This is a genomic window from Roseiflexus sp. RS-1 (assembly GCF_000016665.1).
Classification (GTDB): Bacteria; Chloroflexota; Chloroflexia; order Chloroflexales; family Roseiflexaceae; genus Roseiflexus.
Map to the genome: position 1 here is coordinate 181,492 of NC_009523.1, position 11,921 is coordinate 193,412.

Annotated in this window: 7 protein-coding genes and 1 tRNA gene; 2 read left to right on the forward strand and 6 right to left on the reverse strand. The window is 60.0% G+C overall.

Annotated features, from left to right (window positions below):
• Positions 1-5: 5 nt before the first annotated feature.
• On the reverse strand, positions 6-722 hold the full coding sequence (locus tag ROSERS_RS00725) for a cysteine hydrolase family protein (RefSeq protein ID WP_011954942.1): 717 nt from the start codon (positions 720-722) through the stop codon (positions 6-8).
• Between the two features lie 68 nt (positions 723-790).
• Positions 791-1,549, reverse strand: a complete 759-nt coding sequence (locus tag ROSERS_RS00730) for an NUDIX hydrolase (protein WP_011954943.1) — start codon at positions 1,547-1,549, stop codon at positions 791-793.
• A 117-nt stretch (positions 1,550-1,666) separates the two neighbouring features.
• On the opposite strand from ROSERS_RS00730, the gene ROSERS_RS00735 reads away from it, so the two are divergent.
• A tRNA-Gly gene (locus ROSERS_RS00735) sits at positions 1,667-1,741 on the forward strand.
• A 130-nt stretch (positions 1,742-1,871) separates the two neighbouring features.
• Here the strand turns inward: ROSERS_RS00735 and ROSERS_RS26365 are convergent.
• A complete protein-coding gene (locus tag ROSERS_RS26365) occupies positions 1,872-2,048 on the reverse strand; it encodes a hypothetical protein (protein ID WP_011954944.1) in 177 nt (58 codons plus the stop codon).
• A gap of 437 nt (positions 2,049-2,485) precedes the next feature.
• Here ROSERS_RS26365 and ROSERS_RS00740 point away from each other — a divergent pair, with 437 nt between their 5' ends.
• Positions 2,486-4,009 (forward strand): radical SAM/SPASM domain-containing protein, encoded by a 1,524-nt coding sequence (locus ROSERS_RS00740; RefSeq protein ID WP_011954945.1) that lies wholly within the window; start codon positions 2,486-2,488, stop codon positions 4,007-4,009.
• A 1,836-nt stretch (positions 4,010-5,845) separates the two neighbouring features.
• On the opposite strand, the gene ROSERS_RS00745 is transcribed toward ROSERS_RS00740, so the two are convergent.
• From ROSERS_RS00745 to ROSERS_RS00755, 3 genes are all read right to left on the reverse strand, one after another.
• A complete protein-coding gene (locus tag ROSERS_RS00745; protein WP_011954946.1) occupies positions 5,846-8,932 on the reverse strand; it encodes a tetratricopeptide repeat protein in 3,087 nt (1,028 codons plus the stop codon).
• A gap of 14 nt (positions 8,933-8,946) precedes the next feature.
• Complete coding sequence (locus ROSERS_RS00750) at positions 8,947-10,320, reverse strand: ATP-binding protein (protein WP_011954947.1); 1,374 nt, start codon at positions 10,318-10,320, stop codon at positions 8,947-8,949.
• A 79-nt stretch (positions 10,321-10,399) separates the two neighbouring features.
• The gene (locus tag ROSERS_RS00755; protein WP_011954948.1) at positions 10,400-11,602 is read right to left on the reverse strand and encodes a hypothetical protein; all 1,203 of its coding nucleotides are present in this window, start codon (positions 11,600-11,602) and stop codon (positions 10,400-10,402) included.
• Positions 11,603-11,921: the final 319 nt, after the last annotated feature.

Sequence of the window (11,921 nt, forward strand, 5' to 3'; positions counted from 1 at the left end):
CGCCATTATACCAGCGCCCGCACCACTTCGATCCCGTTCATTGCCATATGGTGCAGGAACAGCACGTGGTGCAGATCGCCATCGTGCGCCTTGATACGCAGTTCGCGCGCCGTCGATACCGGTGTGTCGAACGTATCCACCGCATTGGCAGGCACAATCACACGTCGCTGAATGCCGTGCGCATTCGCCTCCAGGCGCAGATGCATCGCGCCCTGATAGGTGCAGAGATCGGTGCAATCGCCAACGACGATGAACCGATCGATCTGCGGGCGGGCGCCGATCCAGTCGCCCAAACCGGTGCCGATTATCGAACTGATCGAGTTCTTGGGAAAGACAGCAATATCGCCAAAGAACGGCAGCGCCTTCAACTCTTCGACCGTATCGCTCTCGGCGCTGCCAGCGATGCAGTGCGGCGGGTATGCTTCGAACTCCGGCGTCTGCGGATCGTGGGCATCCTGCGTCAACGCAAAGTTGCGCACCCCCAGCGCATAGGCATGCCTGAGCAGATCGGCGACCGGGCGCGCAATTCGACCCACGCGCTCGCTCGCCAGCGGACCGCTCTTGCAGAAGCCGTTGATGACATCGATCGACAGCACGGCGACACGTTCGGGTTCACCGGCGACAACGTCCGCCAGCGGTACATCCTGCAACGCGCCGAACCACTCATCGAGATACGTCAGGAATGCACGTGCGTGGTCAGCCAGGTTCATCCGGGCAGGCATAGGTTCCTCCTCAGGGCGATGCACTTTTGCCGGGCTGCGGAGCGCACCCGGCGCAAACCGGTTCCATCTCACGACGACGGATGATGATCCTGCGGATCATCTGCGTCGATACGCGCCTCGCGCCAGCGGAAGACGAACTGCCCATCGCCGCGGTCACGGCGGAAGCGGTAGAGCCGCGTCGGGCGACCGCGCCCCTCACGTAGCAGACCGGTCTCCTCCAGCACGCCGGCGTCCTTAATTTTACGATAGAAATTGCCTTTGTCCAGTTTTTCGCCGAAAATTTGTTCGTAGATATGTTTCAATTCCAGGATCGAAAAGACTTCCGGCAGCAGTTCGAACGCCAGGGTGGTATACTCCAGTTTTGAGCGCAACCGCGCCAGCGCTGTCGCCAGGATGCGGTCGTGGTCGAAGGCGAGCGGCGACGGAATCTCGCGCACCGGGAACCAGCGCACATCGAGGCTTTCGTCCGACACCCGCAGACGCTGCCGGTCGGCGCGAACCAGGGCAAAATAGGCAACGCTGATCACCCGCGTGCGCGGATCGCGATCCGGATCGCCAAAGGTATACAACTGCTCGATATAGATGTCGCGCACGCCGGTTTCTTCTTCGAGTTCGCGGCGCGCAGCATCCTCAAGCGACTCGTGCAGTTGCACGAAACCGCCGGGAATCGCCCAGAACCCTTCGTAGGGCCAGCGTTTGCGTCGCACCAGCAGAACGTGGAGTTCGCGATCGATCAGCGTGAAGATCACCACATCGACGGTGACGGAGGGGCGTTCGTAGCGCGCGGGGTCGTAGGTTTCGGCGGTTTCGTCAGTTGTGTCTGCCATCGCCGCACCTCAATTAGTGTCATTGCAACAATAACTATAGCGGCAGACGCAGGTTTTGTCAAGGCAGGCGAATCGATCTTGACAGAAAACGCCGAAACTGTTACAGTATCAATGCATGCGGGAGTGGCGCAACGGTAGCGCATCTGCTTCCCAAGCAGAGGGCTGCGGGTTCGAATCCCGTCTCCCGCTCCATGAGGGCGGTACACCGGCAAACCCCGTCGCTCCTCCGGCGGGGTTTCTTCATTTCTAAAACATCTCCTGCGCAGTATCTCGTGGTTGAACGCAATCGGGCAGCGTATCGCGCCGACCGGTTGTGCTGCGTTTATCTCATACTGTTCAACAGCCAGACCAGTGCGCCGATCAGGACGATTGCGCCCGTGGCGCTCACGAGTGCGCCAATCAGGTTGATGAGCGCCTGGATGAGCACGCCGATCATCCAGCGCGCTGCTCCGATCAGGATGACGGCGAAGATGATTGTCAGCAGGATGTCGAGATCCATGGTTCTCCTCCCTTCTGTGACGCCTGAGGGGTTGTTCCCTCGATTGCAGCATATCGCGTCTGCGCCCCGTGCAACCTGCGACCTGGATGAGGGGTTGCCTGCGTTCTGGCATCGTGTTGTTCAGGGAAAGGAAGCGCGCGGCTCACCTGAGGCTCACCGCTCCCTGTCTGTTTGAAGACGGGTAGACAGGCGCTAAAAATGGTGTATAGTAAACATATGCGCAATCTGCAAACCGCTCAGGAGCATCTTCGCAGCTATGCCGCAGGTCTGGCGTCGACAGGTACGTGTTCACATTTCTTCTGGGAGCAAAGGCATCTTGCCCTCGTAGACGCACCAGGGTAGGACACCCTTGCTGCCTGGCGCGTGTGGTATCTCGGGTGTGAACAGGTACGTCGGCAGGAGTTGCTCCGGGCGGAAGTGAATAAGGGAGACCCACGATGAACGATTCTGGCGCTGCACCGATCCGATCAATGCCGGTGATCCTGTGCGCGATGGATCTGGAGTCGCACATGGCGAATGCGGTTGAGACCGACTGTTTCGCGCCGCCGGAGACCGATTGCGCATGCCCGGACGACGGTACTCCTCCGCTGCTCACTGCCAACATCGATCCAACGGTTGCGTATGCGCTGCCGGCGCTCCACACCGATGCTCTTCCGGGAGGGTGGGTGCTGGCGTTCAACCCGCACGGCGCTGCGGGTGTGGTTGTGCTCGATCAGGCAGCGTGGATGCTGCTCGACCGGTTTCGCCAGCCCCGACGGCTGGTTGATGCCGCCGATGAGGGTGACGACGTCGGGATGGTTCAGCGCGGGATGCTGCGCCTTGCCAGGTTGGGGTTGATCCAGCGCGTTGATCGACCATCAGGCGTCCAGCGCAAGGCATCTGAGACGTTGACTGTCTGGCTGCACATAACGAATGCGTGCAACCTGCGCTGCGACTACTGCTACATCAACAAGACGCCCGATTCAATGGACGAGGCGCGTGGTCGGCAGGCGATTGATGCTGTGATCCGCTCTGCCATGGCGCACCAGTTTCGGCGGGTGAAACTGAAGTATGCTGGCGGCGAGGCGACGCTCAACCTTCCGCTGATAGTCGCGTTTCATCAGTATGCGCGCGATTGCGCAACCAGGCATAATCTTGCTCTCGATGGGGTTGTGCTCAGCAATGGCGTCGCCCTCGGCGACCGCCAGATCCGTCAGATCCGCGACAGCGGGTTGCGCCTGATGATCTCGCTTGATGGCATCGGTGCGCTGCACGATGCGCAACGGCGGTTCGTCAACGGTCGCGGTTCGTTTGCCCACGTGGCGCAGACGCTCGACCGGTTGGCACAGCATGGCGTGATACCGTCGCTCTCGATCACCCTGTCACGCCGCAATCTTGCCGGACTCCCCGAAACAGTCGCGTATGCGCTGGATCGGGGGTTGCCGTTTTCGCTGAACTTTTACCGCGCGAACGACTATGCTGCCGCCGATGCCGATCTCGCCTATGGCGAGGAGGAGATCACTGCGGCGATGAAGGCGGCATTTGCCGTGATCGAACAGCGCCTGCCGCCGTACCGTCTCTTCGGCGCGCTGCTCGATCTGGTTCGGTTCGACGCGCCGCACGACCATCCCTGCGGCGTCGGGAGCGCGTATATGGTCATCGACCAGCGCGGCAGGGTGGCGAAGTGCCACATGGAGATCAAGCGCACCGTGACCGACGTTGATGCGCCTGATCCATTGCGCCTGATCCGCGAAGATGCCACCGGTATTCAGCGCATTCCGGTCGATGCAAAGGAGGGATGCCGGACGTGTATGTGGCGCTCCTGGTGCGCCGGCGGTTGTCCGGCGCTGACGTACCGCGTGACGGGGCGCTTCGACGTCCGATCGCCGAACTGTCGCATCTACCAGGCGCTCTTCCCTGCGGTGCTGCGGCTGGAGGGGTTGCGTTTGCTGCGGTACGCAGGAGGGCTGCGCCTTGCATAGGCAATAGCCGATAATCGATAGCCGATAGCCGATAATCGATAGCCGATAGCCGATAATCGATAGCCGATAATCGATAGCCGATAGCCGATAATCGATAGCCGATAGGCGAGAGGCAAGAGGGTCATCATTGGAGTTCACGTTCCGCGCAGGCAGGCTTTGCCCTGGCTAGCCGAGGGCTTCAGCCCGACGGCAAGCGGCGCATAGCAGAAGATGGAACGTTCCAGAAAGCGTTCAGCGATTGAAATCGCCTCTGGAAGGCTTTTCGCCGGGCATCCACCTGCGTGGACGCTGCCACGGCGACCGCATAGGCGGTCGCCCGGCGCGAAGCGTCCGCTCAGGCGCGGTTTCAACCGCTCATCGATAGCCGATGACCGATAGGCGACAGGGTCATCATTGGAGTTCGCGTTCCGCGCAGGCGGGCTTTGCCTTAGCTAGCCGAGGGCTTCAGCCCGACGGCAAGCGGCGCATAGCAGAAGATGGAACGTTCCAGAAAGCGTTCAGCGATTGAAATCGCCTCTGGAAGGCTTTTCGCCGGGCGTCCACCTGCGTGGACGCTGCCACGGCGACCGCATAGGCGGTCGCCCGGCGCGAAGCGTCCGCTCAGGCGCGGTTTCAACCGCTCATCGATAGCCGATAGGCGAGAGGCAAGAGGGTCATCATTGGAGTTCACGTTCCGCGCAGGCAGGCTTTGCCCTGGCTAGCCGGGGGCTTCAGCCCGACGGCAAGCGGCGCATAGCAGAAGATGGAACGTTCCAGAAAGCGTTCAGCGATTGAAATCGCCTCTGGAAGGCTTTTCGCCGGGCGTCCACCTGCGTGGACGCTGCCACGGCGACCGCATAGGCGGTCGCCCGGCGCGAAGCGTCCGCTCAGGCGCGGTTTCAACCGCTCATCGATAGCCGATAGGCGAGAGGCAAGAGGGTCATCATTGGAGTTCACGTTCCGCGCAGGCGGGCTTTGCCCTGGTTAGCCGAGGGCTTCAGCCCCACGGCTAGCGCAGTATAGCGGATTTAATTTTCAACCTCCATCAGCCCGACGGCTCGCGCGGGATAGCGGATTTAATGCTCAATCTCCATCAGCCCGACGGCTCGTGCGGGATAGCGGATTATAGCGGTTCTCAGATACGTTGACTCCTGTCCGGGTCTGCCGTGTCGTGCGAGGCGCCCGTTTCCGGCAGAGCGTAGACCGAAATTATGGTCTTTGAGTAAATAATCCGCCATAGCCCGCGCAGGCGGGCTTTGCATTCCATAGCCGAGGGCTTTAGCCCCACGGCAAGGGCGTATACCGGATTTATTTCTCAATCTCCATCATTTCGGTCACCGTGTCTGGCAGCGCGATTCTGGGAGTGTTCAACCCTGTCCAATTAGTTCAACCTCTATGGGAACTGCTATAAATGCTCAATCTCCATCAGCCCCACGGCTAGCGCGGTATAGCGGATTTAATGCTCAATCTCCATCAGCCCGCATCACGCCCAACGACGGACGATGTCGGATTGCTTCTCTCGCAGGCAGAAAGTTCAGCGATTGAAATCGCCTCTGGAAGGCTTTTAGCCGGGCCGGGCGTCCACCTGCGTGGACGCTGTCACGGCGACTGCATAGGCGGTCACCTGGCACGAAGCATCCTCTCAGGCGCGGTTTCAACCGCATGCCTGAGCAGTTACGGCAGAAATTTATTTCGGTCGCCGCGCCCGCAGAGCAAGGCATACTGGCAGACCAGACCTGTACCGCACACACGCACCGCAGCAACGCAACGAGCGCTGCGTTTTCCATCAATTGCTCGCTGCGTCCGCTGTGTCCGTTGTGGTGAAATGCACATGTTGCAGGCGACTCAGATGTGATGTTATTCAATCAGCAGCGCCCGGCTTTCGAGGAGGTCGCGCATCGCCGACCTGCCCACCGGGTAGTCGCGCTCGATGGCATGCACTGTCTGCGCAACGATGTCTAGTTCTTCGGCGCTCAAATCCTTCAGCCAGTTATACACAGTGTTTTTCGCCCGTAACCCGCCGGGATCGCTGAGACTGTACAGCCGATCATACTCGAATGCCAGCGCGTAATGATGGACTGCATAGCGCAAACAATCATTGACCGACTGAAAATCCGCAGAGATTTCATCAACGAACGACGCAGCGATCCTGGCATACTCCTGGGCGACATCTTTCACGTTGCCCGCTGACTGGACGAGACGGTGATAATGTTTGAACAGGCGACTGCCGATCAACATATGGATGCGCGCAAGTTGGGTGAACAACTGGCGATTCTGAATGTTCGGATTGTGGAGATCCGGCAACCCGCGACGGGTAATGAGATAGTCAGCAGGGATCGCTTCACGTGCTGCGACCAGACCCTTCTCGATGATGTCCAGCCGTTCTCCGTTAAAACCGGCGTAGGCGATATTGACACAGGCGTCCACCTGACGGAAGACATTGTTGGTCTGGCGCGCAAGGTCGGCGGCGCGTTCCTGCGCCTGCACACTCTGCTGCATCAGCGTATCGAGGTCTTCTTTCAGCAACGAGGGATGATCGTGTTTTATCCCGATGAGATCGCGCAGCGCACATCCTTCTTCGATCAGCGATTCGATCTGGCGCAGACGATCACCCATCGCTGCGAAGCGTTCATAGGCAGCATGCGCATAGTCGCGCGCCTCGCGCAGGATCTGCACCCGTTCGGCAGGATCATCATCGCGCGTCACTGATCGGCGCAGCGCCTCGGCAAGGTTCCGCAGCGCCAATCCCTGCCCCAGGCGGTACTCGACCGCCTGGAATAACCGCAACGCGCGTTCGGCGCTGGTAGCGGCAGACCGGTAATCGCCAGCCAGGATGAGAATACGAGCGAGGGTAGAGTAGCTCAAACCGATAAGCGCACGCGCCCCCAGTTTTCTCCGGATCGCAAGACTTTCCTCGACCAGCGCCTGGCCAGCGGCAAAGTTTCCCTCCTCACTCTCGACAAATCCGAGATTGTTCAGGGTCCATGCCAGACAGATCGGCACATCGACCCGCCGCCAGAGTACAGCGGCGCGGCGATAGGCGTCGATTGCCGGACGTACCTGCCCGCGCACCCGCAACCCGAATCCACGGGCATGGTACGCCAGCGCCAGCAGACTTCTGGCGCGCCAGCGCCGCGCTTCTGATTTATCATACATGATCGGGATCAGGATCTGTTCGGCAGCATTCAGCAGGCGATCGGCGCGCTCAAGGTCCTGCTCCTCTTTGCTGGCGCGCCCAAGCCGCGCCAGCGCTTCCCAGATATTGAGCGCCGCTTCGGTCGATCCACCGGCGGTTTGCAGCGTCTGCGGCTCTTCCTGACGCAAACGCTGCGCATACTGAATGACGCCAGCGTAATCGTTCTCCGCATACAGGCGAACAACCGGGTGAATTGTCGCAACACCCAGGACTATCTCACGTTCCAGACCGTCAATGGATAGTTGCTGTCCTGATGGATCGCGCTCGTCGAGGAAGACCAGCAGCTCCGCCTGGATCTGAATGTCGAGCATGGTGTTGCCGGTGAACGTCGTGTAGAAGCTCAGGCGGACGTACTCCCGAAACCCGTCGAGCGGATCGAGCCGCAGGGTGTAATACATGCGTTCAACCAGCAGGCGCTGAATCTCCTGCTGCACACTGGCAATACGCGCGTGATCGAGTTGCGGCGTCACCTGGACGAAGCGGCGCTCCTGCTCAATTGGGGCGTACAGGGTGTCGAGTTGTTTGTGGTGCTCGTCGATCTGACCCTGATACCATTCAATAATCGCCGTGTTGACACGCTCCGCTTCAGGCGCATCGTCCGGCGCGCTGTAGATCTGCCGTGTCAGGATAGTGTACATCTCATCGTGCAGGAAGTAGCGACTGCCGCGCACCTTGATGAACGACAGACGCTTGATCGCTTCGAGGCGGCGACGCGCCTCGTCAACCGGAATGTCGAGCAGATGCGCCAGCAGTTCGTCATCAACGCCTTTTGGCGCACGCCCCAGCATAGGGAGCGTATCCCGGATGCCTTCAGCGCCCATCATACGCTCAACGATCTGCCGTTCAAGATCCTCACGCGCACGCGCAGGATCGGTTTCGATGTCGAGGATGCCGGGCAGTTGCCCGAAGCCGGCGATGCTGATGTAGTCCGCCAGCAGCGCCAGCATAATCGGCGCGCCGCCGGAGTAGCGGTACACCTGCTCCCTGCGCTGCGGCGTCAGACTGCGCAGCGTGTCCGCAACTGCCTGCTCACCCGCCTGTTTGGCCGCTCGCGCCACTGCATCCAGGTAGTCGTCTGTTTCCTCCAGGGTGAACGGTCCCACTTCGATGGTTGTCAGACGAATTGCCGGACGTCGCTCAAGGTCGGGGAAGAGATGGCGGATCTGGTTGCGCCCGGCGACCAGCACGGTGACGTTCCCCCAGTCGGGCACTGTCTCGACCAGCCACTGCCAGGCTGCGGCGACCTGAAACGGCAGACGTTGCTCAGTAGCGCCGTAGGCGATGCGTTCAAGCGTGTCGAGCGCAAGAACGACGTGCTGCGACTGCGAGAGGCGGTTCACGTCGTCGATGAATGCCTGCAATGCATCCTGTGTTGCTACAGCGATCTGACGCACATCCCCCGATGTCTGTGCTCTGTACTGCTGCTCACGTTTTTCCTCGAAGGTGCGGAAGGGACTGCCGTCAGCAACACCCAGTGAGGCGTAGATTGCGCTGGCAAGCGCGAGACTGCTGTGATACCGCATGTCGTACAGATCGACCGCCTGCTGCGCCAGGAAGACGCCGCCTCTGCTCCGCCTGAGCGTATCGTTCAGGATGCGCGTTTTGCCAATGCCGCCGGGACCATACAGCGCGATAATGGATGGTCCTGAAGCGTCAGAGAGCGCTGTATCGATCTGATCGAGGATTGCCCTGCGCCCGATCAGGTCCGGCGTCGCCCACGCGCCGGTATAGCGTTCTTCCTCGTTCATAGGAACCTCCCCGTTCACTCATCGGAATGACCGGCGTCTTTCTCCAGAACGCCGCGATGGTATGCGGCGCGCTGATCGTAGTACCCGCGGCTGCCGGGGTACTTCTGCGCCCATGTTGCGTACAGGTCTGCCGCATGCTCGTGCAGGCGTCGCCAGACATTGTGGCGTTGCAATTTCAGGTATTGTTCGAGCACGGTGCGAACCGCTTCGTCGAGAACGTACCGTTTATCCTGCCAGCGCACCAGGTTGGTTTCGATAAGGCGATCACGCAACTCGCGCATCGCCGCAATCGTGTATGCTGAGCCTTCCGGTTGCGTGTTACGCAGCGCTGCCAGCAGATAAGGCATCTCATTTTCGCGGAACCCATCTTTGAGCACACACAGCGCATTGAATATTTCATCCAGACGGTGACGCTGGTCTCCTGGCACGACCTCCAACAGGCGGTTGGCGACATTTTCCAGCACGCTGGCATCGATGGTCTCTCGGTCGAGCGCCTGTTCGAGACTCCCACCCTCCGGCAATCTATCGAGCGCCTGACGCACGAATGCGCTGGCAAGCAACTCATTTGTCAGCGGATACCCGCCACCCAGATCGATCACCCGCCGCGCCAGCCGGGTGAGCGCCTCATCAGATAGACCGGCGACCGCAGGTGAGAGATCGGGCGCGTTGCTGAGTGATCGTCGGATCTGCTCGGCAACCTGTTCGGTGGAGAAGGGGGTGAGCGATTGTTCTTCACGTTCGGTGCGCAGATAGGGCGACTTCCAGAGGTATGGGCGCCCACGTCCGGTCATGACAATCAAAACACGCGGCAGCGCTGCAAACGCGGCGAGCAGGTAGCGTTCCAGTTGATCGAGAAAATTCCAGTTCGTCTCAAACACCGAGTCCAGAATCAGACAGATCACCAGGTGTGGTTCTGATTCCAGCTTATGTTTGACATCCTGCGCCAGCCACGCAGAGAGATCGCGCACCGGAGCGTAAGGAGCGCGAACGATGCCGAGTTGTTCCGCAACCCAGGCGACCAGTTTCTGGAGCAGCGCTTCATAGTGCGTCTCATCCTCCCCGGCGATCCTGTGCGCATCATCGTGGGTGATATGCCACTCTTGTTTATCAACCGTCAACCCTTCAGGCGGCGGTGTAAGGTTGATCAACAGCGACACGATGTGATAGCCCGGCAGCAGGCGGGGCGCCGCTTCTCGCAAAACGAATCGATGGAGATGCAATGCCAGCCAGCTTTTGCCCAACCCACGTTCGCCACGGAACACGATTGTTCGCATCTGTTCGGAGTCCCCACGTGCAATGTTCTGAAGCGCATTGGTCACCGCCTTGATCTCGTTCTCACGGTTGACAAAGAGATCTGACCGGTATGCCGGCGGATCGGTCAGTGCCATAGTGTCCTCCCTTTTGCTCAGCGGAGGGCGCCGGGCGCGACGCGCACCTGCGTTCCTCCAGGATCGTCGCAGTCGATCCTTAAGCACGCGACGCAGGCGGTTGCATGTGCTGCGCCGCGTGGTGTCGGTACCATGCGATGGCGTGGTGAATGTCATCCTCATCGAGTTGCCCTCCGTTGTCCAATCGCGCTGCGTAATGCAGCAATGCCTGCCGGGTCACCTGGAGCGCGACGCGCGGCAGGGGCGGCAGGTTCGCCACGATCTGGCGTTCGACATCGGTCAGGGCTGGCGTGCTGATGGCGTCGAGCGACTCGAAGTGTTCTTCAGATGCGGCGGAAATGCGCTTCCGCAGCATGCTGACCAGCAAATCGTGATTCCAGACAATATGCGCTACGCGTGCGGCGATGGTATGGTGGTGAAGATAGCCGGTCACAGCCGGTTCCATGAGATCGGGGATGAACAGTTTGATGAAGGCGTTCGACCGGGCCCACACTTCAGCACGATCAAACAGGTCGAAGACCCACGTTGACGCAAATCGCGCATCCGCCTGGTTCTCGTACATGGCGTCGATGCCATCGATCAGGAGAAGAATATGGCTGAACCCAAGCGCACCGGTCACTATCTCAACAAATGCCTGGAATATGTCCTCCACCTGCCCCCGCATGGCATCGACACCGGGATCTGCTAAGGCGTCACAGAACAGGTGTAAGACGTCAGGCTGCGGCGGCGCGGTGAGGGCATACGTTCGTTCCAGCAGCGGGGTCAATCCGGCGGGAGTGCCGGTTTCGCGCAGCATGGCCAGGTAGTAATCGAGCGGTCCGGGCAAACCGGCGCGCAGGATGGCGGCAGTCGCCCGAATGGTCGCGTCTGGTGATCTGAGCAACCGCTCTGGACGAAATGCCAGCCCGGTGAGTAATGCGCAGGTTCCGGCTTCGAGCAGCAGATGCAGATGCTGTGTAGCGGTCGGCGGTTTGCCCGTCAACGGCGCCATGCCCAGGTTATAGGGCAGCGGGAACGGATACGTTCCGCCAATATCGAACCAGCACGTCCGGGTGACGGCAACGCGCATGGCGGTTTTGCCGCCGCCCGGCGGAGCGACGATGATCGTCGGCACGGCATCCAGCGCCACCCGGAAGATGTCCAGGTTAACCGTGTACTCCGGCAGGTGCGGGTCTCCCGATGCTTCCAGGTGAACATACGGGTCGAACCGCAGACCGATGCGCCGGAACCAGTCGTCAGATACAGGTGTGCGGGCTACGGAGTCATAGTTCTCTGTAATCATGATACCATCCAAAAGTTACTCCCTTGAAAAAAACATCCTGCCGAGACGCCGGGCGCACAGCCTTTTCCATCACTCGCTCGCTGCGTCTGCTGCGCCTCTGCAGTGAGATGAGCCTTGTGCAGGAGACTCAAAAGTGTAAAATGTTTTTTCCGACGCGCCAGGAGAGTTGCGGCATGTGACGCTGCGCTATCGAGAAATGGCTTTTTCGCATCAGAATAACATAGAACGTATGTTCATCAGCTTGATAATGAGCCGCTGTTTCGTAGCATATCACGTCGATTTCTCTGTACGTTTGCACCTGCCCTTCAATCCGGTCACA